Annotated in this window: 21 protein-coding genes and 3 riboswitches; of the genes, 12 read left to right on the forward strand and 9 right to left on the reverse strand. The window is 66.3% G+C overall.

Going from position 1 to position 22,947, the window contains the following annotated elements; translation table 11 throughout:
• The first annotated feature begins 13 nt into the window (after positions 1–13).
• Together kynU and BLJ79_RS10290 are read left to right on the forward strand one after the other, a co-directional pair.
• Positions 14–1,300: a kynureninase gene (gene kynU / locus BLJ79_RS10285; protein ID WP_071214655.1), complete on the forward strand. Its 1,287-nt coding sequence runs from the start codon at positions 14–16 to the stop codon at positions 1,298–1,300.
• Positions 1,301–1,476: 176 nt separating this feature from the next.
• Complete coding sequence (locus BLJ79_RS10290) at positions 1,477–2,103, forward strand: thymidine kinase (protein ID WP_071214656.1); 627 nt, start codon at positions 1,477–1,479, stop codon at positions 2,101–2,103.
• Here the strand turns inward: BLJ79_RS10290 and BLJ79_RS10295 are convergent.
• The gene (locus BLJ79_RS10295; RefSeq protein ID WP_071214657.1) at positions 2,100–2,672 is read right to left on the reverse strand and encodes a TetR family transcriptional regulator; all 573 of its coding nucleotides are present in this window, start codon (positions 2,670–2,672) and stop codon (positions 2,100–2,102) included. The genes BLJ79_RS10290 and BLJ79_RS10295 overlap by 4 nt on opposite strands.
• Positions 2,673–2,857: 185 nt before the next feature.
• Here BLJ79_RS10295 and BLJ79_RS10300 point away from each other — a divergent pair, with 185 nt between their 5' ends.
• From BLJ79_RS10300 to BLJ79_RS10315, 4 genes are all read left to right on the forward strand, one after another.
• Positions 2,858–3,187, forward strand: coding sequence for a hypothetical protein (locus BLJ79_RS10300; RefSeq protein ID WP_071214658.1), 330 nt, complete (start codon positions 2,858–2,860; stop codon positions 3,185–3,187).
• A 169-nt stretch (positions 3,188–3,356) separates the two neighbouring features.
• Complete coding sequence (locus tag BLJ79_RS10305; RefSeq protein ID WP_071214659.1) at positions 3,357–4,646, forward strand: adenylosuccinate synthase; 1,290 nt, start codon at positions 3,357–3,359, stop codon at positions 4,644–4,646.
• 277 nt (positions 4,647–4,923) lie between these two features.
• Positions 4,924–5,703, forward strand: coding sequence for a carbon-nitrogen hydrolase family protein (locus tag BLJ79_RS10310; RefSeq protein WP_071214660.1), 780 nt, complete (start codon positions 4,924–4,926; stop codon positions 5,701–5,703).
• 204 nt (positions 5,704–5,907) lie between these two features.
• A complete protein-coding gene (locus tag BLJ79_RS10315) occupies positions 5,908–6,294 on the forward strand; it encodes a hypothetical protein (RefSeq protein ID WP_071214661.1) in 387 nt (128 codons plus the stop codon).
• A gap of 10 nt (positions 6,295–6,304) precedes the next feature.
• On the opposite strand, the gene BLJ79_RS10320 is transcribed toward BLJ79_RS10315, so the two are convergent.
• Positions 6,305–7,645 carry an MFS transporter gene (locus BLJ79_RS10320; RefSeq protein WP_071214662.1) on the reverse strand — a complete coding sequence of 447 codons (1,341 nt, stop codon included), beginning with the start codon at positions 7,643–7,645 and terminating at the stop codon, positions 6,305–6,307.
• 81 nt (positions 7,646–7,726) lie between these two features.
• Between BLJ79_RS10320 and BLJ79_RS10325 the strand changes: the two genes are divergently transcribed.
• The 3 genes from BLJ79_RS10325 (at position 7,727) to BLJ79_RS10335 (ending at position 9,598) form a co-directional block, all read left to right on the forward strand.
• Positions 7,727–8,344 (forward strand): ArsR/SmtB family transcription factor, encoded by a 618-nt coding sequence (locus BLJ79_RS10325; protein WP_071214663.1) that lies wholly within the window; start codon positions 7,727–7,729, stop codon positions 8,342–8,344.
• 622 nt (positions 8,345–8,966) lie between these two features.
• Positions 8,967–9,191 carry a type II toxin-antitoxin system prevent-host-death family antitoxin gene (locus BLJ79_RS10330; protein WP_286135341.1) on the forward strand — a complete coding sequence of 75 codons (225 nt, stop codon included), beginning with the start codon at positions 8,967–8,969 and terminating at the stop codon, positions 9,189–9,191.
• Positions 9,188–9,598: a type II toxin-antitoxin system VapC family toxin gene (locus tag BLJ79_RS10335; protein WP_071214665.1), complete on the forward strand. Its 411-nt coding sequence runs from the start codon at positions 9,188–9,190 to the stop codon at positions 9,596–9,598. Before BLJ79_RS10330 ends, BLJ79_RS10335 begins: the two co-directional genes overlap by 4 nt.
• 240 nt (positions 9,599–9,838) lie before the next feature.
• Here BLJ79_RS10335 and BLJ79_RS10340 read toward each other — a convergent pair whose 3' ends face one another.
• A complete protein-coding gene (locus tag BLJ79_RS10340) occupies positions 9,839–10,336 on the reverse strand; it encodes a CoA-binding protein (protein WP_071214666.1) in 498 nt (165 codons plus the stop codon).
• Complete coding sequence (locus BLJ79_RS10345) at positions 10,336–11,709, reverse strand: O-acetylhomoserine aminocarboxypropyltransferase/cysteine synthase family protein (RefSeq protein WP_071214667.1); 1,374 nt, start codon at positions 11,707–11,709, stop codon at positions 10,336–10,338. Before BLJ79_RS10345 ends, BLJ79_RS10340 begins: the two co-directional genes overlap by 1 nt.
• Before the next feature lie 154 nt (positions 11,710–11,863).
• Positions 11,864–11,959, reverse strand: a riboswitch (SAM riboswitch).
• Positions 11,960–12,090: 131 nt separating this feature from the next.
• Between BLJ79_RS10345 and BLJ79_RS10350 the strand changes: the two genes are divergently transcribed.
• Together BLJ79_RS10350 and BLJ79_RS10355 are read left to right on the forward strand one after the other, a co-directional pair.
• Positions 12,091–12,642 (forward strand): histidine phosphatase family protein, encoded by a 552-nt coding sequence (locus BLJ79_RS10350; protein WP_071214668.1) that lies wholly within the window; start codon positions 12,091–12,093, stop codon positions 12,640–12,642.
• A gap of 33 nt (positions 12,643–12,675) precedes the next feature.
• Complete coding sequence (locus BLJ79_RS10355; RefSeq protein WP_071214669.1) at positions 12,676–13,323, forward strand: class I SAM-dependent methyltransferase; 648 nt, start codon at positions 12,676–12,678, stop codon at positions 13,321–13,323.
• A 57-nt stretch (positions 13,324–13,380) separates the two neighbouring features.
• Here BLJ79_RS10355 and katG read toward each other — a convergent pair whose 3' ends face one another.
• From katG to BLJ79_RS10380, 5 genes are all read right to left on the reverse strand, one after another.
• Entirely contained in the window at positions 13,381–15,558 is a 2,178-nt protein-coding gene (gene katG / locus BLJ79_RS10360) for a catalase/peroxidase HPI (RefSeq protein ID WP_071214670.1), read from the reverse strand.
• 548 nt (positions 15,559–16,106) lie between these two features.
• Positions 16,107–18,077, reverse strand: a complete 1,971-nt coding sequence (gene acs / locus BLJ79_RS10365; RefSeq protein ID WP_071214671.1) for an acetate--CoA ligase — start codon at positions 18,075–18,077, stop codon at positions 16,107–16,109.
• 108 nt (positions 18,078–18,185) lie between these two features.
• Positions 18,186–19,007: an ABC transporter permease gene (locus BLJ79_RS10370; protein WP_139194819.1), complete on the reverse strand. Its 822-nt coding sequence runs from the start codon at positions 19,005–19,007 to the stop codon at positions 18,186–18,188.
• Positions 19,007–20,035, reverse strand: coding sequence for an aliphatic sulfonate ABC transporter substrate-binding protein (locus BLJ79_RS10375; protein ID WP_071214672.1), 1,029 nt, complete (start codon positions 20,033–20,035; stop codon positions 19,007–19,009). Before BLJ79_RS10375 ends, BLJ79_RS10370 begins: the two co-directional genes overlap by 1 nt.
• A 97-nt stretch (positions 20,036–20,132) precedes the next feature.
• Positions 20,133–20,945 carry an ABC transporter ATP-binding protein gene (locus BLJ79_RS10380; RefSeq protein WP_071214673.1) on the reverse strand — a complete coding sequence of 271 codons (813 nt, stop codon included), beginning with the start codon at positions 20,943–20,945 and terminating at the stop codon, positions 20,133–20,135.
• A gap of 4 nt (positions 20,946–20,949) precedes the next feature.
• Positions 20,950–21,039: riboswitch (SAM riboswitch) on the reverse strand.
• Between the two features lie 423 nt (positions 21,040–21,462).
• Positions 21,463–21,559: riboswitch (SAM riboswitch) on the forward strand.
• A gap of 6 nt (positions 21,560–21,565) precedes the next feature.
• Here BLJ79_RS10380 and BLJ79_RS10385 point away from each other — a divergent pair.
• Positions 21,566–22,903: an acyl-CoA dehydrogenase family protein gene (locus BLJ79_RS10385; protein ID WP_071214674.1), complete on the forward strand. Its 1,338-nt coding sequence runs from the start codon at positions 21,566–21,568 to the stop codon at positions 22,901–22,903.
• Positions 22,904–22,947: the final 44 nt, after the last annotated feature.

Here is a 22,947-nt window from a genome sequence, read left to right on the forward strand (position 1 = left end):
GTCGAACCCCACCATGAGCACTCCCACCCAAACGGACCGCGCAAGTCTCCAAGCAGCGGATGCAACTGACCCGTTGGCCTCGTTCAAGGATCGCTTCTCCCTCCCCGAGGGGCTGATCTACCTCGATGGAAACTCACTGGGCCCGATGCCGCTCGGTGCCGCCGAACGTGCGGCCGAGGTCATCAACAACGAATGGGCCCACGGCCTGATCCGTTCCTGGAACACCGCCGGGTGGTTCGAGATGCCCAGCAGGCTGGGTGACAAGCTGGCCCGGATCATCGGCGGAAACGACGGCGAAACCGTCGTCACCGACACCACCAGCCTGAACCTGTTCAAGGCCCTGGCCTCGGCGGTGCGCATCCAGCAGCAGGACGCCCCGACAAGACGCGTGATCCTGACCGAACGCGACAACTTCCCCACCGACATCTACATTGCCGAAGGGATCAGCGACTTCCTGAACTCGGTCAACGCCGATACCAACGAGCACTACGAGGTGCGCCTGATCGACGAGAACCTGACCCTGGAGCAGGCCCTGGACGATTCGGTGGCAGTGCTGGCCCTCTCCCACGTCAACTACCGCACCGGGGCCATGTGGGACATGGACGCCGTCACCGCCGCGGCGCACGCGGCCGGTGCCCTGGTCATCTGGGACCTGGCCCATGCCGCAGGAGCCGTACCGGTGGACCTCAACGGCGCCGACGCCGACTACGCCGTGGGCTGCACCTACAAGTACCTCAACGGCGGCCCGGGCTCCCCGGCCTTCATCTGGGTCAACGAGCGCCACCAGGGCCGATTCTGGCAACCGCTGACCGGCTGGTGGTCCCACGCCGCACCCTTCGAAATGGCCGACAGCTACACCGCCGCCAACGACGTGCGCCGCTTCCTGTGCGGCACCCAGCCCATCACCTCCATGGCCATGGTCGAATGCGGGCTGGACGTGGCCCTGGAAGCCGACATCGAGCTGGTGCGTGCCAAGTCCCTCGCGCTGGCAGACCTGTTCATTGCCCTGGTGCGCGAGCGTTGCGGCGAGTTTGGACTCGAGCTGGTCACCCCCGAGATCCATGCCGAGCGCGGCAGCCACGTCAGCTTCCGCCACCCCGAGGGCTACGCGATCATCCAGGCGCTGACCGACCGCGGTGTCATCGGAGATTACCGCGAACCCGAGGTGCTGCGCTTTGGCCTCACCCCGCTGTACCTTTCCTACACCGATATCTGGGACGCCGTGGAGATCCTGCGGGACGTTCTGGAGACCCGTGCCTGGGATGTTCCGGCCTACCGCACGCGCCACGCCGTGACGTAGGGGCCTTGCCGGCGCCCGCCTTTTGGCGGCCGCCGCGGCCGTGATGTCCCGGTGCCCGGGGAGCGCAAGATCCCCGGGCACCGGGACATTCGCGTGCACCGCCCGGTTCGGCCGGTCCGTGGATGAATGGTTCAGCGCATAGAATCTTCCACGATGCCCAACTCGAAAGGACCGATGTGGCGAAGCTGTATTTCCGTTATGGGGCAATGAATTCCGGCAAATCCACGGGATTGCTCCAGGCAGCATTCAATTACGAGGAGCGCGGGCAGCGGGTCCTGTTGGCGAAGCCGGGGGTCGACACCAAGGGTGATTCCCGCATCGTGTCCCGTCTGGGCATGAGCCGGGACGTGGATTTCCTGATCCCCCCGGACGCGGACATCCGGGAACTGTTCGCCCGGCAGGCGGCAGGGGACGACCCCGACGCGCTGGTCCAGCACGTGGATGCCCCGCCAGTGGCGTGCCTGATGGTGGACGAAGCCCAGTTCCTGACTCCGGAGCAGGTCGATGACCTGTTCCGCATCGCCATCCTGGACGACGTCCCGGTGCTTGCCTACGGGATCCGCTCGGATTTCCGCACCCACGCGTTTCCCGGGTCGCGGCGCCTACTGGAAATCGCGCACAGCCTCGAAGAGCTCAAGACCATTTGCCGCTGCGGCAGGAAAGCCGTGTTCAACACCCGGCGTATCGGCACCCGGATCATCTTCGACGGCGACCAGGTGGCCATCGACGGAGACGAGGTTTGGTACGAGTCGCTGTGCGGAGCCTGCTACCTCGAGGCCTCGAACGGACGCCTGGGCAGCTAAACGACCGGAGGGTGCTCCAAGGCCAGGCCCTGCAGGATCACCCGCACCCCGTAGTCGAACGCGGCCTCTTCCCATTCGGTTGACACCGTTCCCGGTTCCGTCCCGGCCGAAAGCGCCACTGCTTCCTGGTGCGAGGCAATGGAACCCAGCAAGTGGTTCACCAGCACATGGCGGGCGTAGGTCGCATCGGCCTCCGGGACACCTGCGATCGACAGGAATTCCAGCAGCCAACCCATCGGGTCCAGCGATTCGGGCCGCATGGACTGGGCCAGCTGCATGACCTCGGCCGAATCCGGCACCGCGATCAATGCGCTGCGCAGCTGGCGCAGCAGCGCGGCGATGGACATCGGAGCCAATTCCGGGGTTGGGGCATTGGGCCGGGGCACCGAATCCAGCAGCTTGGCGGCAACGTCCACCAGCAGTTCCTGCTTGGACTTCACATGCCAGTACAACGCCCCGACCTGGACATCGAGTTCCCTGGCCAGTCGGCGCATGGACAGGTCGGCCAAGCCAAACTCCGAGAGCACGCCCACGGCGGCATCAACGAGCTGTTCACGTGTCAGGGCCATGGCTCCCAGTCTAGGCGGCACGCCCAAACAAGTCTGAATACGTGCCGACTCCGCCGCGTCATCAAGACCGCCGGGAACCGCGCGGCGCGGCAGCCGCAAAAAGTCTTTTCCCCGATCTCTCGACGCAAGGGGCACCGGCGAGGTTTGATGGGGGCATGAGTATGCAATTTCCTACACCAGAGGCAATGGCCGAGTTTCAGCGGCTCGCCCGTGCCCTGCTCGGCGAGGGAGTGGTTGCTGGAAAGATGTTTGGCAAGGATGCCTTGAAGTACGAGAACAAGGCGATCGCCTGCCTGCTCGCAGACACCATGGGGTTCAAGGTCGGGCGCGAAAGCGAAGCCATGCGCACGGCCATGGCCTACCCCGGGGCGGCCTTGTTCGACCCCTCGGGACAGGGCCGGCCATTCCGCGACTGGGTGTCGGTTCCCGAAAGTTCGCTGGCTCACTGGGAAACATTGGTGCGGGCCGCATTAACCGCGGCGATCGAGGCAGAGGACGAGCCCAAGGAAGCATAAATCCACCCATTGATCCTCCATCGGGTAAACTCGTGACGTAAGAGCCCCTTACTGTTCTTCCTGATCCTGCTTGGGCCAATCGAAGAGCGAGGGGCATTTCTGCGCCCGGCACCGCCGGGACCCGGCACCATGTGCCGGCCGCGCTGAATCGAGCAAGGGGGAGGATCCCATGCCAGCAATCGTGATCGTCGGAGCCCAGTGGGGCGACGAAGGCAAAGGCAAGGCCACAGACCTTTTGGGTGGCCAGGTCGACTATGTTGTGAAGCCAAACGGCGGCAACAACGCCGGCCATACAGTCGTCGTTGGCGGTGAAAAGTATGAGCTCAAGCTCCTTCCCGCCGGCATTCTTTCGCCAAATGCCATCCCGATCATCGGCAACGGCTGCGTCGTGAACCTCGAAGCGCTCTTTGAAGAGATCGACGGGCTCGAAGCCCGCGGTGCCGACACCTCGAAGCTGCGGGTCTCGGCCAACGCACACCTTGTCGCCCCGTACCACCAGACCATGGACAAGGTCACCGAACGCTTCCTGGGCAAGCGCGCCATCGGCACCACCGGGCGCGGCATCGGCCCGGCATACATGGACAAGATCGGCCGCCTCGGCATCCGCGTGCAGGACGTCTTCGACGAATCCATCCTGCGCCAGAAGGTCGAGGGCGCCCTGCGCCAGAAGAACGAGTTGCTGGTCAAGGTCTACAACCGCCGCAGCGTCGAGGTCGAGGAAATCGTCGAGTACTTCCTCTCCTATGCCGAGCGCCTGCGCCCGTTGGTGATCGATGCGACCCTCGAGCTGAACAACGCCCTGGACGCCGGGAAGGTCGTGCTCATGGAGGGCGGCCAGGCCACGTTCCTGGACGTGGACCACGGCACCTACCCGTTTGTGACCTCCTCGAACCCGACCGCCGGCGGAGCCTCGGTGGGCTCGGGCATCGGCCCGACCCGCATCAGCCGCTCGATCGGCATCATCAAGGCCTACACCACCCGCGTGGGTGCAGGACCGTTCCCCACCGAGCTCTTTGACGAGATGGGCGAATACCTGCAGAAGACCGGCGGCGAATTCGGCGTGAACACCGGCCGCCCGCGCCGCTGCGGCTGGTACGACGCGGTCCTGGCCCGCCACGCCTCGCGCGTGAACGGCTTCACCGACTACTTCGTGACCAAGCTCGATGTGCTGTCCAACATCGAGAAGATCCCGGTGTGCGTGGCCTACGACGTGGACGGGGTGCGCCACGACGAAATGCCGATGACGCAGACCGATTTCCACCACGCCAAGCCGATCTTCGAGTACTTCGACGGCTGGACCGAGGACATCACCACGGCCCGCACCCTGGAGGACCTTCCGGAGAACGCTCGCAAGTACGTGCTGGCCCTCGAGGCCATGAGCGGGACCCGTTTCTCCGCCATCGGCGTCGGACCGGATCGCGAGCAGACCATCGTTCGCCACGACCTGATCAACGACTAGGTTCCACACACCAAGGGGCGTGGTTCCCGCACCGGCAGGATGACCTCCAGCCGGTGCGGGGACCGCGCCCCTGGCGTTTGCTCAGTGGCCGATTGCGGTAACCAGCTGCGCGCCGGGCAGGGCCAGGGCTCCGGCCGGCACCGCCGGCGCAAACCACTGGTTGCCTTGTTTTCTCGTCACATTCCTCAGGCTATGGCGAAATCCGCGGTGACGGATCCACCGTCTGGGTGATTGTCGTTAGGCTGGATGGAAGCATTCAGCAACGAAGGGAATCGCCATGAAGGTCAGCGTTGGTCAGTTTGCCCCCACCGGGTCCGTCACCGAGAACTTGAAGATCATGGGCAACCTGGTCGCCAAGGCGAAGGCCGAGGACGCCGAATTGGTGCTGTTCCCCGAGGAAGCCATGCTTGCCGTATCCCAGGTGGCCGGCCCGCTGAATGAGGCCATTGAAGGGAACTGGACCACGTTCGTCCAGCAGCTGTCCTTCCTGGCGGCCGAACACGGCATCGCCATCGTGGCCGGCGGGTACGAGCAAAGCGGCGACGACCGCCCCTACAACACCCTGGCGGTGCTTGGTCCAGACGGCGCAATCCTGGGCACGTACCGCAAGATCCACCTTTACGATGCCTTCTCCTACCAGGAATCCAAGTCCATCAAGGCCGGGGATGTGGGACAGGTTCCCATCTTTGACATCGGCGGCCTGAAGGTCGGCGTGCTGACCTGTTACGACCTGCGCTTCCCGGAGGTTGCCCGCCGGCTGGTCACCGAGGGGGCAGAGCTGTTGCTTGTGCCCGCAGCCTGGTTCAAGGGGGAGCACAAGATCGAGCACTGGGAAACCCTGTTGCGGGCCCGCGCCATTGAGAACACGGTGTGGGTCGCCGCGGCCGGAACCAGTTCCAGCCACACCATTGGCCATTCCGCGATCCTGGACCCGATGGGTGTCCCGATCGAGTACCTGGGCGAGGACTCCGAGGGCTTGGTGACCACCGATGTCACCCGCCGCCGCATCGACGAGGTGCGCGAGTTCCTCCCGGTGCTGGCCAACCGCCGACTGTAGCAAGGCCTTGCCGGGAGCCGGCGCCGGAAGCCCGACGGGCATCCAGCGCCGGCTCCCTTTTTGCCGTCGCGGGCGTCCGGTGCGACGCCCCGGACGCGGCGTGTGCCGGGCCCGGGCGAACGTCACATTTTCGGCATGTACGCACCCGGGTTCCGCCCATTACTATTGGTGCTCGAAGTATCTCCGAACAGGCAGGAAATGGCAGTGGGCAACAACAACTCGCAAATGAATGAAGCGATCATCGAGGAATGGGCCGAGGCGACGGCGCAGGCATACAACGACTCCTTGTCGGGCCTGGACCTGGCTCGGGTCCCCAAGGCAGTGCGGGCGTTCATCGACCTGTACGGGCAGAGCAAGGACATGACCTTCAACGCCGAGTACTCTCCTGTCGACTACTTCGAGGAGCACCCCGCATCGGCCATCGGCACCATTCTTGACACCCCGGAGGCCCTGGAGCTGCTGGAGGACGAAGAGGAAGAGGCGCTCGAGGACATCCTCGGCTTTACCGAGGCCTGGGCCGAGTTCGATTCGAACCAGCAGCCGGACCTGGGCATTTCCGAGGCCGACGACGACGAAGACGTCGATTGGTAAACCGCAAACGCTAGCGCCCCGCGGCCGGGGCGTTGGTGCCGCGATCCGCGTGTGTTTCCGCGTGCCCTGCCCAGTCTGCCTGGACGGGCAGGGTGCGCAGGGACCGGTTCGCCACGGCGAGGACGGTGGCGAACACGCAGATCCCCGCGCAAAAGCACAGCAGGCCCGCCCATCCCCAGGCAGGGTAGCCGAACCCGGCAATCAGCGGCGCCAATGGCACCGCGGCCATGCCCAGCAAGGCCGAAGCGCTGGTGGCCCGTCCCAGCAGCTCGGTGGGCACCGCGGACATGAAGTAACCGCCCAGCCCGGCATTGATGGTGGGTGCGCCGAAGATCGAGATGCCAAAGAGCACCGAGACCAAGATGGGCGACTGGGTGAATGGCAGCAGGGCCATGGCGCAGGCCATCACCAACAGCCCGGTGCACACCGCGAGCCCGGTGGGCAGGCGCTTGAGCAGGGCGGCGGCCGGCAGGCTCCCCAGCAACATCCCGGCGCCCATGCTGGCCGAGACCCAGCCAATGGTGGTGGCAGGTTCCCCGCGCTGCTGCAAGGCAAAAATGACGGAGATGATCGATGCATTGATGCCCAGGTTCAGCAAGGTGGAAATCAGCAGGATGCCGCGCAAATCCCGGCGCCGCAGCAGCCACGCCATTCCCGCGGTTCCCTCGGCGAGGTAGCTGCGGAACGCCCCGGGTCCATTGTCTCCATCGTGCGACCCCGGGGCTGCCGTGGTTCGGGCGTCGGGGGCCCGCGGGGCTGCGGGGGAGTCGATGCAGCGGGCGCTCAGCGCCGCCACCGCATGCGCGGCGCCCATGGCCCCAAAGGCCAGGGTCTGGGACACCGATAGCAGCAGGCCGCCCAAGGGTCCGCCCGCCAGCGAGATCACCGCATCGCGGCCCTGGTTCGCAGCCAAGGCGGAGGCCAGCCGCGACTCCGGCACCAGGTCCTTGAGCGCCGCATCCGAGGCCGAGCCAAAGACGCCGTTGCGCACCGACATGAACAGGTGCAGCACCAGCAGGCTCCAGAAGCCCAGGCCGCCGACGACGACGGCCAGGCACAACCCGATGCTGCCGGCGGCTCCCAGTACGCCGCCGATCACCATGAGCTTGCGCCGGTCCCGGCGGTCGGCCAGCACGCCGCCGGGCAGCGTGCACACCACCCGCGCCAGCTGGCCCAGGGCGGCAATCAGCCCCGCCTGCGCGGGCGATCCGGTCGCCACCAGCGCCACCAACGGGACGGTGAACGATTGCAGGGCCATGCCCAACGCCGAGCCCGTGTCGGAACCGAGCCACAACAGGTACTGCCGGTCGCGCCACAGGGGGAGGGCGCGCTGCCGAATGATGTTCTCCATGCAACCCACGGTAAGCCCGCAAACTTAATTGCGCAATAATAATTGTGCAACTAATTTTGTGGGTTAGCTACACTTGGATTCATGAGCAACCCGGAACCGGAGGCCACGCAGCCTGAGCGCACCACGATGACCACGCCCATGCTCAAGGCCATGGCCAACCCCTTGCGCCGCCGCATCCTTGCCGAGCTTTCCGCCGTGCAGGCCGCCCGCGCCACCGACCTGGCCGTGCGCTTGGGCGTGCCGGCGAACTCGCTGAGCTTCCACCTTCGGGTGCTGGCGGAGGCGCGCATCATCGAGGACGCCCCGGAACTGGCCCGCGACAAGCGCGACCGGGTCTGGCGCGCGGTGCCCGGGGGGCTGAGCGTGGGCTCGCCGAAACAGCCAAGCGCGACCGAGGACGCCATGGCGCTGCAGGCCTACCTGGGGCAGGAAGCCGAAGACCAGATCAGGCAACTGCGGGCCGTGGTCGACTGGGGAGCCAAGTACGCCACCAGCGCCGAGCCCGATGCCCGCGCCATGCTGGACATCTCCAGCCTGATGCTCAGTGCCCGGGAAGCCGAAGAGCTCGAGGAAGGCGTGCTGGAACTGGTTCGCCGGACCAAGGAGCGGAGCATCGCCGGGTCCGGAGACGGCAGCGAGCGCAAGCTGTGGAACTTCTCGATGGTCATGGCCCGCGAGGACCTGCCGGGGCTGCGCTGACGTGGTGCCCTGTGGCGGCCGAGGCCCGGGGCAGCGAATTTCCCCCCGGGCCATGGTGTGCAGCGCGGGTGCATCCCGAAGGGATGGAACCGGCTCCATGCACCGCGATGAACCCGCCAGCCAGGCGCGGACCTCCATCGCGTGGACCGCGGCCGGAGTCGGCCGGTGCAACGAAAACGGGCAGAGCACCGGAATGTACCTACTGCGGGCGCGGTCCGAGGCAGTGGTGGTGACGACATCAATCACCGACCGAGAATTCAACGAGGATCGGTGAGCGCGGAATCCCGGCCCTTCAGGGCCGGGAGCCGTGCGTCGCCGTGTGGCTCATTCCGGTAACTTTTGGTCCAGGATGTACTGCCGAAGGGCGGCCGGCGGGGCTCCGCCTGCGCGACCGGGAAGACTCCCCTTTCGGCGACCTCACCAACCCTGAAAGCCAAACTGTCGGAGGGCCGTGAGCCAATGGATGAACAGGGTTTTTTCCACCAGTGGATGCCGTTGGTCCCGCACCAAAACCACCCCACCCGCTTCGTGACCCTCCTGCACCTGCCGGGGGCCTCCCGGTTCGGCGCTCCACGACGATACGTGGCCACCAGGGCCACATGAACATGGAGGGCCGGGTATCTTGATTCGGGATGTTTCGGCCGCCAAACGCGCGGCGGAGAAGGGGCCCGTGACGATCACCGACCATGGCAAGCCGTCACATGTGCTGCTGACTGCAGCCGACTACGAGCGCCTTTCCGGTCAGGCCGATCTTGTAGGAACCCGCTTGCGGTCGCCGGAACCCGAAGCCGTTGAACTGGTTCTGCCGCCACGCGTCGGATCGTCCCTGCGCGTGCCCGAGCTGTGAAATACCTGCTCGACACCCACATCGTCAGTGATGCCCGGCGGGGGGCCGCAACACCCGTTGACGGATGGGTTGCGGCCCGGCCGGTCGGTGAGCTGGCGATCAGCTCCATCACCCTCATGGAACTTGAGGTGAGCGTCCGGCGCAGGGCACGAGCGGACCCTGCCGCTGGAGCACAATCCTGGCGATGGCTCGACGGTCATGTGCTGACCATCTTCGCCGGCCGGATATTGCCCGTTGACGCCGGTGTGGCCGTGGAATGCGCGAGACTGCATGTGCCCGATCCGATGCCGGACATGGACGCCCTCATTGCAGCCACCGCCCTGGCCCACGGCCTGACCCTCGTCACCCGCAATACCCAGGATTTCCTGCGCACGGGTGTAGCCCTCCTCAACCCGTGGGAGCTGTGAACCCACCGGTTGCGGACTTTCGCATCCTGAACCGGACCAGGGGGCCAGCGAGCCGAGGCGCACCATGCACCGGGCATCTTGGTGAAACTCGCGGCCTGGCCAGGCGGACGCCCAGGCACCAAGTCCGGCGAGCTGCCTGAGAGGGAATCGTCGGTGCCCCTGCGTGTGGTCCTTAAAACCGCAATCGGCGGCACCCATCCGTGGACGGGTGCCGCCGAATGCGGTGCTTGGGCGGTTTTGCTAGGCGAGCAGCTGTCGCTTTGAGGAGATGACGCCGGTGTTGAACCCTGCCAGGCGCAACCCGCCGTGGAAGCGGGCGTGCTCGATCTTCACGCAGCGGTCCATCACCACGTCCAGGCCATTGGCCTCGGCCTTCGCCGCGACCTCCTCGTGCCAGGAGCCCAGCTGCAGCCACAGCGTCTTGGCCCCGACGGCGATCGACTCGTCCAGCACGCCGGGCAAATCGTCGTGCTTGCGGAAGACCTCGACCAAATCCGGGGTCTCAGGCAGGTCCGCCAGTGACTTGTAGACCGGCTGGCCCAGGATCTCATCGAGCACCGGGTTCACGAAGTAGACCTTGTACTTGGAAGAGGACAGCAGGTAGGTCGCCACGAAGTAGCTGGCGCGTGAGGGCTTGTTGGAGGCGCCCACGATCGCGATCGACTTGGTGTTGCGCAGGATCTCCAGGCGTTCGGCCGCATTCGGGCCGTCCCAGGTGCGGATGTCGGTGGCGGTCATTACTTGGCTCCCGTCACGGCGGCCGCGCGGGCGGCGTCGATGGAGCAGGCAGCCCCGTCGTAGGTTTCCCCGGCCGGGGCCTGGGCCACCTGCTGCGAGGCGGTCAGCGCCTGGTCCAGGTCCCAGAGGATGTCCTCGAGGTCCTCGAGGCCCACCGAGAAGCGGATCAGGTCCTCCGGCACGCCGGCGGCAGCCAGCTGCTCGGTGCTTAGCTGCTGGTGGGTGGTGGAGGCGGGGTGCAGCACCAGGGTGCGCACGTCGCCGATGTTGGCCAGGTGGCTGGCCAGCTGCAACGCCTCGATAAAGGCGGTGCCGGCGGCGCGGCCGCCCTTGACTCCGAAGCTGAACACCGAGCCGACGCCCAGGGGCAGCAGCTCCTTGGCGCGCTCAAAGTGCGGGTGGGATTCCAGCCCGGCGTAGTTCACGTAGGAGATGCGCTCATCGGCGTCCAGCCATTCGGCCACGGCCTTGGCATTGGAAAGGTGCGAATCCATGCGCTGGGGCAGGGTCTCGACGCCCTGCAGGAGCTGGAACGCGGACTGGGCAGGCAGGGCCGGTCCGATGTCTCGCAGCTGCTCGGAACGCAGCTTGGTCAGGAAGCCGTACTCGCCGAAGTTGTCCCACCAGGAGACGTTTCCGTAGGAGGCGACCGGTTCGGTCATCGCGGGGAACTTGCCGTTGCCCCAGTTGAAGGTCCCGGCCTCCACCACGACCCCGCCCAGGGTGGTGCCGTGGCCGCCGAGGAACTTGGTGGCCGAGTGGATCACGATGTCGGCGCCGTGCTCGATCGGGCGCAGCAGGTACGGCGGGGTCAGCGTCGAATCGACCACCAGCGGCAGGCCCGCGGCGTGGGCGACCTCGGCCAGGCCCTTGAGGTCGGCGATGTCGCCCGAGGGGTTGGCGACGATCTCGGTGTAGATCGCCTTGGTGTTTTCCTGGATCGCCGCGGCGAATTCCGCCGGGTCGGTGGAGTCGATGAAGGTCGTCTCGACGCCGAAGCGGCGCAGCGTCACGTCCAACTGGGTGATGGTGCCGCCGTAGAGCTTGGAGGAGGCCACGATGTGGTCCCCGGCGCCGGCCAGTGCGGCGAAGGTGATGAACTCGGCCGCCATGCCCGAGCCGGTGGCCACCGCGCCGATGCCGCCCTCGAGGGACGCGATGCGTTCCTCGAATGCGGCAACCGTCGGGTTGCCGATGCGCGAGTAGATGTTGCCGTACTTTTGCAGCGCAAAGAGGTTCGCGGCGTCGTCGGAGTCCTTGAAGACAAACGAGGTGGTCTGGTAGATCGGCACGGCACGGGAACCGTGCTCGGCGTCCGGGGTGCCGCCGGCGTGCAGTGCGCGCGTGCGGAATCCAAATTGATGTTCGGCCATGATCGGTGGCTGACTCCTTGCATGTGCGGGCAAGGCCTTCCACTGCCAGTGGATGCCGTGCCCTGGGGGGTGGGGCTTTCTTGCGTGGTGTCCCGGGTCAATGCTGGGCGATGCCGTGGCCGGGGCCCGACATTCCCAAAGATTGCTTGCGCGCTCTCCATCGTTTCTGGCGGTAGCACCTGGTCCACCGGCGTGTGGAAGGTTGCTGCGGCGTCACTGAACCAGATCTCTCGGCCGCTCGGGATGGTGGTCTGCCATCCATTGTGGCAAGAAAACCGCCACCGGCCAAAGAATGTGAGCTTAGGTTGCGGACGCAGGGAGGCAAATCGAAGATCCTGCACCCGGACCCGCCGGCAAACCCCGCCCGGTAGGCTTGGAGGCATGAGTGCAACATTGGTTTTGGTTCGGCACGGCGAGACCGCCTGGAACGCCGAGGGACGCCTGCAGGGACAAACGGATATTCCGCTCAACGACCGGGGCCGCGAACAGGCCCACGTTGCGGGCCGGGAACTCGGCTCCGGATCCTGGGACGTGCTGGTTTCCTCCTCGCTCGGGCGTGCCGTCGAGACGGCGGAGCTGATCGGGCAGAACCTGGGCCTGGCACTGACCGAAAAGCTCCAGGGCCTGCAGGAACGCAGCTACGGGCAGGCCGAGGGCAAGGTCGTCCGCGACCTGCCGCGGGAGAGGATCGATGAGCTGCTGCAGTCGGCCGAACCCGAGGAGAAGGTGGCAACCCGCGGACTGGCCGTGCTGCACGAACTGGTCCAGCGCCACGAGGGACGAAACATCATCGCGGTGGCCCACGGAACGCTGATCCGCCTGGCCCTTGACACCATCAGCGAGGGCCCCAAGCGCCCCATCATGCGCAACGGCGAAGCCGTGCACGTGGACGTGCAGAAACTGCGCGAGCATTTCCGCGAGGCCGTGCACTAGAAAAGACCGCTCCCGCGGGCGCACCATGTGTGCATGAACCAAACGTTTTTCGGGGACCCCGAATACTATGCGCGCTTTGCGCGTGCCTATGACGCGATGGTCGGCTCCAGGCTGTACAACCAGGTGTTCTGGGGTGCCGAACCCCGCCAATACACCGCCTTCGCGGCCCGGGCCATCGGCTCGGGAACCGGCCCGCTGCTGGAGGTCGCCGTCGGCACGGCGCAAGCCACCGGGGCCCTTCACGTGGCCAGTGCCCGAAGAACGACGCTGGTGGACATGAGCGCGCCGATGCTCGAGCTGGCTCGGCAGTCCATCGCCGAGGCGGCCGGTGGGACCCTGCCCGAGCGGATCACCCTGGAGTGCCGGGACATGCTTGAACCGCCCCAGGACCGGCGCTACGAGACGATCCTGGGACTGGGGCTGTTGCACCTGGTCCCGGACGTGGCCACCACCGTCCGTGCGCTTGGCCGGCAGCTGGAGGACCACGGGAAACTGTTCCTGGCCTCGCTGGTCAAGGGCCCGAGGCGGTCCAACGCCTACCTGGGCCTGTTGAAGGCGCACGGCGACATCGCGGCGGCGCGCACAGCCGGCGAGCTCTTCGACGAGGTGCGGGAGGCCGGGGTTGGACAGGTCACCGTGACACGCCGCGGGGCCATGGGCTACGTGGAGATCTCGCTCTAGCCGCGAGCTCGAACAACGCCGCCCAAGACCGGCCCGCTGCAGTGCTTCGGCCGGTTGCTACCTCCGCAACTCGAAGCGGTCGGCGTCCATGAGCTTGGCCCATGCGGCGGCGAAGTCACCCACGAATTTATCCTTCGCGTCGTCCGAGGCGTACACCTCGGCCAGGGCGCGCAGCTCGGAGTCCGCGCCGAAAACCAGGTCCACGCGGCTGCCCCTGAAGCGGCCGTCGGCGGTGGAGTAGGTCTGCTCCTCGGCGTCCGGTATCCATTCCAGGCCCAGTTCCGTGAGGTTCACGAAGAAGTCGTTGGTCAGCACGCCCGGGGTGTCGGTGAAGACACCCAGGTCCGAGCCGTCCCAGTTGTTTCCCAGCACGCGCAACCCGCCGAGGAGCACTGCCATCTCCGGGGCCGAGAGGCCCAGCAGGTTCGCGCGGTCGATCAGCAGGAACTCGCTGGGCATCTTCAGCAAGCCCGAGTCGTAGTTGCGGAACGCGTCGGCCACCGGCTCAAGCCACGCGAACTGTTCCGGATCGGTCTGTTCCTGGGTGGCATCCACGCGGCCCGGGGTGAACGGGACGGCGATTTCGGCGCCCGCGGCCCGGGCCGCCTGCTCGATGCCCACATTGCCCGCCAGCACCACCACGTCGGCGAAGGAGGTCTTGATCTCCGAGGTGGCGTTGAAGCGGTCAACGATTCCCTCGAGCACGGCAATGACGGGTTTGAGCTGCTCGGGCTGGTTCACGGCCCAGGAGACCTGCGGCTGAAGGCGGATGCGCCCGCCGTTGGCTCCTCCGCGCTTGTCCGAGGACCGGAAGGTCGCCGCGGCCTTCCACGCGGTGGAGACCAGCTGCCCGATGCCCAGGCCCGAGGCGGAAACCATGTCCTTCAGCGCCGCGATTTCCGTATCCCCCAGTGTCGTTTCCGGGGCGGGCGGCAGCGGGTCCTGCCAGGGAAGGTCCTCGGCCGGGACCTCCTTGCCCAGGTAGCGGGACTTCGGGCCCATGTCGCGGTGGGTCAGCTTGAACCAGGCACGGGCATAGGCGTCGGCAAACTTCTCCGGGTTGTCCTTGAAATCCCGCGAGATCGGGCCGTAGGCAGGGTCGAAGCGCAGGGACAGGTCGGTGGTGAGCATGCGCGGTTCGCGGCGCAGGGAAGGGTTGTGGGCCATCGGGACCAGGTCGGCGCCCGCACCGTCCTTCGGGCGCCATTGCTGGGCGCCGGCGGGGGAGAAGAACATTTCCCACTCGTAGCCGAAGAGGATGTGGAAGTACTCGTTGTCCCAGCGGGTCGGATGGTAGGTCCAGGTGACTTCCAGGCCGGAGCCGATGGTGTCGTCCCCGTGGCCGGTGCCGTGGCCGGACTTCCAGCCCAGGCCCTGCAGCTGGAGCGGTGCGGCCTCCGGGGCGGGACCCTTGTGGGACTCGGCATCGGCGCCGTGGGTCTTGCCGAAGGTGTGGCCGCCGGCGATCAGCGCGACGGTCTCCTCGTCGTTCATGCCCATGCGGCGGAAGGTCTCGCGGATGTCGATGGCCGCGGCCAGCGGATCGGCCAGGCCGTCGGGCCCCTCCGGGTTCACGTAGATCAGGCCCATCTGGACCGCTGCCAGCGGGGCCGCCAGCTCGCGGTTCCCGGTGTAGCGCTCGTTGTCCAGCCATACCTTCTCCGGGCCCCAATACACGTCGTCGTCGGCTTCCCAGACGTCCGGGCGCCCGCCGGCAAAGCCGAAGGTCTCAAATCCCATGGTCTCCATGGCCACGTTGCCGGCCAGGATGATCAGGTCGGCCCAGGAGATGGACTGGCCGTACTTCTTCTTCACCGGCCAGAGCAGGCGGCGGGCCTTGTCCAGGTTGACGTTGTCCGGCCAGGAGTTCAACGGGGCGAAGCGCTGCTGGCCCGACCCTCCGCCGCCGCGGCCGTCGTGGCTCCGGTAGGTGCCGGAGGAATGCCAGGCCATGCGGACGAAGAGCGGCCCGTAGTGGCCGTAGTCGGCCGGCCACCAGTCGTAGGACTTGGTCATGGCCTCGGCGAGGTCTGCCTTCACGGCGTCCAGGTCCAGGGCCTCGAAGGCCTCGGCGTAGTTGAAATCCGCGGCGAGCGGGTTGGACACCGGGGTGTTCTTGGCCAGGACCTTGAGGTTGAGCTTGTTCGGCCACCACTCGGTGTTGGTGTTGGCATAGGTGGGGTGGGCGCGGCCGGCGTCGAATACGGGGCACTGGCCGCTCGTGGTTTCAGACATGGCTTCCTTCTTAGGGGGATGAGTCGGCTGGGGGAGCCGAAATGCCGTGGCGAGGCACAGGCGAGATGCTTTCCTGAAGGCGAACACGGCGATGTCGATGGTTGTCCCGTGAATGGCGGAGGATTGTTGCCGGGCAGGACACCGAGGGGTGCTTGTAGCCCGCGGCACCAGGGCCGGGGCTGGTGTTGGCATGCGGATGGGAGCAGGCCGCGGCGGTCCGCCGGGGTGTCATGCGCAGGGACGCCTCGGGCGGCGCTGGCTCGAGCGCAACAGGCTTGGTCATGCTCAACTTCTCCCGCCCAACCCGGCAGGGCCGGGATCGGAGCGGTTTCGGACTGGAATGATTCGTGGAATCCCGCATCGCGGTATGCAATCCGGGCGGGCGGAACCGGCTGGAGCGCCCAGCAACCAGCTTAACCGTCGAGCGTGCCCGGCGCTACGGGGTTGGGCGTCGCTGCCGCATCCACGTGAATCGCCCCCTCCCAGGATGCCGGGAAGGGGGCGAAAGCCGTGCGGTTTGGCGCGCTTGGCAGTGCGCCAAGGGGGTCCTAGCGCTCGCAGATTTCCTTGATCTCAGCGATGCAGGGCTCGTTCTGCAGGCTGGTGGTGTCGCCCAGGGTGCTGCCCTCGAAGAGCTGGGTCAGCAGCCGGCGCATGATCTTGCCCGAGCGGGTCTTGGGAACGTCGGGCACGAAGACGATCTCTCGCGGCTTGGCGATGGGACCGATCTGCGTTGCCACGTGGTTGCGCAGCTCGGTGGTGAGGGCCTGCTGCCTGGCCAGCGCCTCGCCGGACAGGTCCGTTCCCACCACCGACTTGTCGAAGGGCACCACGAACGCAGTGGCCGCGTGGCCGGTTTTCGCGTCGCTGGTCGGGCAGACCCCCGCCTCGACGACCGCCGGGTGGGTGACCAGCGCGGATTCGATCTCGATGGTCGAAAGCCGGTGCCCGGAGATGTTGATGACGTCGTCGGTCCGGCCCAGGATCCAGATGTCCCCGTCCGCATCGAAGCGTGCCCCGTCCCCGGCCAGGAACCAGCCCTGCTGTGCGTACTTTTCCCAGTAGGAGGTGTAGTAGCGCTCGGGGTTTCCCCAGACGGTGCGGGCCATGGCCGGGCCGGTCCGGGTCAACACGATGTTGCCCTGCACATTCGGTTCCACGCCGGCCCCCTGTTCGTCGACGATGTCAACGGCTACGCCGGGCAGCGCCCGGGTGCCGCAGCCCGGCTTGAACGCGGTGTCCCCCTGCCGCGGGGAAAGGATCGTGGAGCCGGTTTCGGACTGCCACCAGGTGTCGACCATCGGAATGCCGGCTTCGGTGTCGCGCCCCACCTGGCCGCGCAGCCAGCGCCATGCCTCCGGGTTCACGGCCTCGCCCACGGTTCCAGCCAACCGGATCGAGGACAGGTCGTAGTCGGCGGGGATTCCTTCAGGGAACCAGCCCATCAGCGAGCGCACCAGCGTGGGCGCGGTGTAGTAGCTGGTCACGCCGTAGCGGGCGATGATCTCGAAGTGGCGTCCGGGGTGCGGGGCGTTGGGCACGCCCTCGTAGATGACCTGGGTGACGCCGTTGGACAGCGGCCCGTAGATCTCGTAGGTGTGCGCGGTGACCCAGGCCAGGTCCGCGGTGCACCAGTGGACATCGTTTTCCCGCTGCGCGGGGTCCGGATGGGAGAAGAGGAACTCGTGGCTCCAGGAGGCCTGCGTCAGGTAGCCCCCGGTGGTGTGGACCAGGCCCTTGGGCTGGCCGGTGGTGCCGGAGGTGTACATGATGAACAACGGGGTCTCGGCGTCGAAGGCCTCGGGGGAGTGCTCCGTGCTCGCCGTGTCGACGGTCTCGTGCCACCACACGTCCCGGCCTTCGGCCCAGGCGATCTCGTTCCCGGTGCGCCGGAGCACCAGCACGTGTTCGATGCTGTTCTCCCCGGAAACCGCGGCATCGGCGTTGTCCTTGACCGGCACGGCCTCGCCGCGGCGGAACTGCCCATCGGTGGTGACCAGCAGCTTCGCGCCGGTGTCCTCGACGCGGAATCTCAGCGCCTCGGCGGAAAAGCCGCCGAAGACCAGCGAGTGCACCGCGCCGACGCGTGCGCAGGCCAGGGTGATCACCACGGTTTCCACGAGAACGGGCAGGTAGATGACCACGCGGTCGCCCTTGCCCACGCCCAGGGAAAGCAGCGCGTTCGCGGCCCGGGACACCCGGTCCTGCAGGTCCTGGTAGGTGACGGTGGTCCTGTCGCCGGGCTCGCCCTCGAAGTGCAGGGCGACCTTGTCGCCGCGCCCGGCTTCCACGTGGCGGTCCACGCAGTTGTAGGCGGCGTTGAGCTTGCCGCCCTCAAACCAGCGAAGCTCGGGCCCGCGCCGGGCCTCGGCATCGACACCGGTGCTCGAGTGGATGGTGTGCCAGTCCTCGGACCAGCTCAGGCGCCGTGCCGCGGCATCCCAGAACGCGAGGCGTTCGTCTTCGGTCCAGGTTGCTTCGTCGGTCGTGCCGGCAGCGGGGTACAGGGTTTCAGTCATTGTTTTTCTCCATTGCTCCTGGCAGTGGCACCGGTCTCGTGGGAGGTGGTTGCTGCGGCGTCATCAAGCCAGAACTCTCGGCCGCTCGAAATGGGTGGTTGGTTGGCTTTAGGCCCAGCGCCTGACGGCCCAGCGTTCGGCCAAGCCCACCAGTGCATCGGTGGCCTTGCCGATCACAGCCAGCAGGATGATCGCCAGGATCAGTCTGTCGATCCGGCCGTTGTTCTGTGAATCGGTGAGCAGGAAGCCAAGTCCCATGGACGATGCGATAAGTTCCGCGGCCACCAGGAAAAGCCATGCTTGTGCCAGGGCGAGCCGGAGGCCGGAAAATATTGCAGGAACCACGGCCGGAAGCTGGATGGTGGTCAGCAACTTGATCCCCTTGAGGCCGAAGGCACGTCCGGCTTCGATCAGGTTCTTGTCCACATGGCGCAGCGCCAGGTAAACGGTGGTGAACACCGGGAAGAAGGCTCCGATGGCAATCAGCGTGATTTTCGAATCCTCACCGATCTTCATCCACAGGATCAGCAGGGGAACCCAGGCCAACGACGGCACCGCGCGGAAGGCCCCGATGGTCGGGCCAAGCAAGGCGTCGGCGAGCCGCGAGAGCCCCACCAAAGCGCCAAAGCCAAGCCCAAGCACCGCACCGATGGCGAAGCCCACCAAGACGCGTTGGGTGGAGATGCCGATGTGTGTGCCAAGTTCCCCGCGCCCAATCAGGTCCACCGCGGCCGAATACACTGAAGCGGGGGACGGGAGCTGCGCGGAGGTGACCCAGCCGAGGGAGGTGGCGCTTTGCCACAGGGCAAGGACAAGAAGGGGCACCACTGCGCCGAGCCCGAACCGCCCCAGGGCCGAGCCCGGGATCCGGGGCTTGGAGGTGTCGGCCGGCGTCGCTTCCCTGGTGTCGAGGGACAAATCTGTCGACATTACGAACCCTTGACCTTTGAGGCGTCGGCCTTCTTGGCGAAGGAATCATCGATGAGCGAACCCAAGGCCTTGTCGACCGCGGCCTGGTTGGCGACATCGCCGGTCTCGACAAAAATCGGTCCAACGACAGCCAAGACGTCTACCAGCTTTTGGCCGGGCACCGCGGAGACATCAAGGTTGGAGCGCTCGAGGATCACCTTTTCGGCAACCGGTGTTTCCAGCCCCGCCACGTCGGCGAGGATCGTCGCGGTCTCCTCCTGGTTCTCGGCCGCCCATGCGCGGGCCTTTTCGTAGGAGTCCACCACGACCTGGGCGATTTCCGGCGAATCCTTAAGGAAGGATTCGGTCGCGTTCAAGGCACCGTAGGTGTTGAAATCCAGGTTGCGGTAGATCAAGGTGGCGCCGTTCTCCTCCGCGCCGGCCATGATCGGGTCCAATCCGCTCCAAGCATCCACGGAACCGTTCTCCAAGGCGGCGCGGCCATCGGCGTGCTGGAGGTTCTCCACGGTCACATCGTCCGGGCCAAGGCCTGCCTGTTCCAGGGCCTGCAGCAAGAAGAAGTAAGGATCGGTGCCCTTGGTGGCGGCGACCGACTTGCCCTTGAGCTCGCTTACTTCCTTGATGGGTGAGTCCTTGGCAACGACCAAGGCGGCCCATTCGGGCTGCGAATAGATGTCGATGGTCTTGATCGGGGAACCGTTGGACCGGGCCAGCAGAGCGGCGGAGCCCGCGGTGGATCCCACGTCGATTGCCCCCGCGCGAAGCGCTTCGTTGGCCTTGTTCGAGCCGGCCGACTGCACCCAGTTGACGGTGACGCCCTGGTCCTTCAGCGCGGCTTCCAACCATCCCTTGTCCTTGAGTACTAGGGACAACGGGTTGTAGGTGGCGAAGTCGATGTTGAGGGTCGTGGCTTCCTTGGCGCTGGCTGCGCCGGAGCCTTCGCCGGCGCAACCGGTCAGCAACGCGGTTGCAGCCGCCAGGGCGGTGGTGGCAATGAGGGTGCGGCGTGAGAAGAAGTTTCGGTTCATGGGTGAATTCCTTGAGTGGGTGAACGCACGCCAAGAAGGACGGTCGTTCAAGAGATGCGAGTGATGTGAAGCGAAGTGGCGGTGCCTGGGTGCCGGATCAGTGGCGGTGTGCGTCAACGCCGAGCGATGCAAGAAGCGAGCTGCGCATTCGGCCAAGTGCTTCGTCGTTGCGGATTCGCGGACGTGCCCCCGGGACCGTGAGGAGCTGGGTGACGGTTGCGGCCGTTGCACCGTCCGGGCGCCCCAGCACCACGATGCGGTCGGCCAGCTGGAGTGCCTCGTCAACATCGTGGGTGACCAGCAAGACAGTGGTCGGGTAAGCGCCGTGGATGTCCAGAAGGAGATCCTGCATCTTCAAGCGGGTCAATGCATCCAGGGCACCGAACGGTTCATCCAGGAGGAGGACGCCGGGGCGTCGGGCCAGGGCACGGGCGAGCGAGGCGCGCTGGGCCATGCCGCCGGAGATTTCCCTCGGGCGCAAATCGCTGTGCGCTTCGAGCTCAACAAGTTCGAGGAGTTCGGCCACGCGAGCGGATCCGCTTGCCCGGTCGGTTCCCTGGGGAAGGCCCAGGGAAATGTTCCGTGCCACGGATTGCCATGGCAGCAGGCGCGGCTCCTGGAAGGCCACCGCACAGCGGGTGTCCAGTCCGTTGACGGCGGTGCCGTCGATCAGTACCCGCCCCGCAGATGGCTGGTCTAGCCCGGACACGGATCGGAGCAAGGTGGACTTGCCGCAGCCGCTGGGGCCGAGGATTGCCACAACCTCTCCGGGGGTGACCTCGAGGTCGACGTCGCGCAGCACCTCGCGACCGTCGAAGCTGCGGCCAACGCCCTGGAATGTCACTCGAAGCGCGGTGCTGGAAACGCTTGTCGGTGCGACAAACGTGGGGTGGTCAAGCGTGGAAGTCATGATCTCTCCATCGGACCTGGCGGTAGCACCGGTCTCAAAGAGGTGGTTGCTGCGGCGTCATAGAGCCAGATCTCTCGGCCGCTCGGGATGGGTGTATGACCTCCATCAAAGTCGATGTGGCGTCACGGGAGCAAGCCCGACGTAATGTGACGGAATGTTCGACGAGGAGGAATTTAACGGCCGCACGTCGAATGATCTACGGAAAATTACGGCTATTTCACTCATTCAACTTGTGGGACTTGGGGGATTCAGGCAACTGGTACGGTACTCGGGATCATCGGCGTAGACCCCGGGAACTCGCGCACTTGCGGGCCAGTGGGCATGCGGGGCATTCGGTGCCGGCGCCTCCAGCAATGTTTCCGCCGCCGTCGAACGAATGGCTGGCGGAATGGCGGTGCGCCGGTGCTCCTCCCGTCCCTCGACGGCCCGGGAATCGCGTTTTGCCGTGTGACGCACCCGTCAAGTGTGACGATCCGGGTTGTCACCGCCCAGCGTCGACGTGTAGAAATATGACCAACAACCATCCAGAGCGGCCGAGAGATCTGGCTCGATGACGCCGCAGCAACCCCTCCCCTTAATTGGGCGGTAGGTGCTCACGCCAGAACCGATGGAGAGAATTCATGGCTGTCGAGTCTTTCAACGATGCACACAATGTCGAAGCGGATCCGGACATTTTCGGGGCCGTCAATCTTGACGCGTTCACCGGTAACACCCCTGCCAGGCACCTGCTCAAGCTCACCCCCGGAGTCCCCAAGGACGGGCGCTACGATGAACTGGCGGCGATCTTCCGCCCGGTATTCGCCAAGATCGCTGCCGGGGCCAGCGAGCGCGACGCGAACAGGACCCTTCCCTTCGAGCCTGTCGGCTGGCTCAACCGCGAGCGCTTCGGTGCCCTGCGCATCCCGGTGGCCGAGGGCGGCTTCGGGGCCAGCCTGCTGGACTTGTTCCGCCTGCTGATCGAACTGGGCGAGGCCGATTCGCAGGTCGCGCACCTGTGGCGTTCGCACATCGGCTTCGTGGAATCCGTGCTGCAACTCGAAGACGTCACCCAGCGGCACCGCTGGGTCGAGCGCATTGCCGCCGGGCAGATCGTCGGCAACGCCTACACCGAGCGCGGCGGGAACCGGTTGGGCACGCTGAACACGACCATTGCCAAGAATGGCGAGCGCTGGATCCTCAACGGCGAAAAATACTATTGCACCGGCACCATCTACGCCGACTGGGTCGCCGTCGCTGCGGCTCATCCGACCCGGGCCGGACGGCAGATCGCCGTCGTCTCCACCCAGCACTCCGGGGTCAAGATCTTTGACGATTGGAACGGCTTCGGCCAGCAGCTCACCGGAACCGGGTCGACCACGTTCGAGAACGTCCCGGTGGACTCGGTCCTTCCCGAGGAGCAGCAGATCAACGATCCTGAATCCGCGATCTTCCAGTTGGTGCTCCTGGCGGTCCAGGCCGGGATCACGCGCGCGGCACTCAACGACGTGCGTTCCGCGGTCCAGGCCCGCACCCGATCCTTCAGCACCGGAACAGGCGTTCCGGTGCGCGAGGAACCGCAGGTGCTGCAGCTGGTCGGGGAGATTTCCGGTACGGCGTTCGCCGTGGACTCCATCGTCCTGGCCGCGGTCGCGGAGATCGAGGTGGCCCTGGCCGACGCGTCGCTGAGCGCGGCCGAGCGGTTCGCGGTCTGCGAGCTCTCGGCGGACCGTGCCCAGGCCATCGTGCAGCCGCTGGCGCTCTCCGCGGCGACCAAGCTCTTTGACGGTCTGGGAGCCTCGGCAACCGCCACGAGCTGCAACCTCGATCGGCACTGGCGCAATGCCCGGACCGTGGCCACCCACAACCCGGCGATCTACAAGTCGCGCATCATCGGCGACTACGAGGTCAACGGCACGGCGCCCCAGCAGCTGAACGCCATTGGCGACGTGGGTGCCGCCCAGGCAACCGGCGTCCCCTAAGGCGCCAGCACCCCCAATCCAACGACTTGGTCCGTGCACTACCG

It is taken from the genome of Arthrobacter sp. UCD-GKA (assembly GCF_001863355.1).
In the GTDB taxonomy this organism is placed as follows: Bacteria; Actinomycetota; Actinomycetes; order Actinomycetales; family Micrococcaceae; genus Paeniglutamicibacter.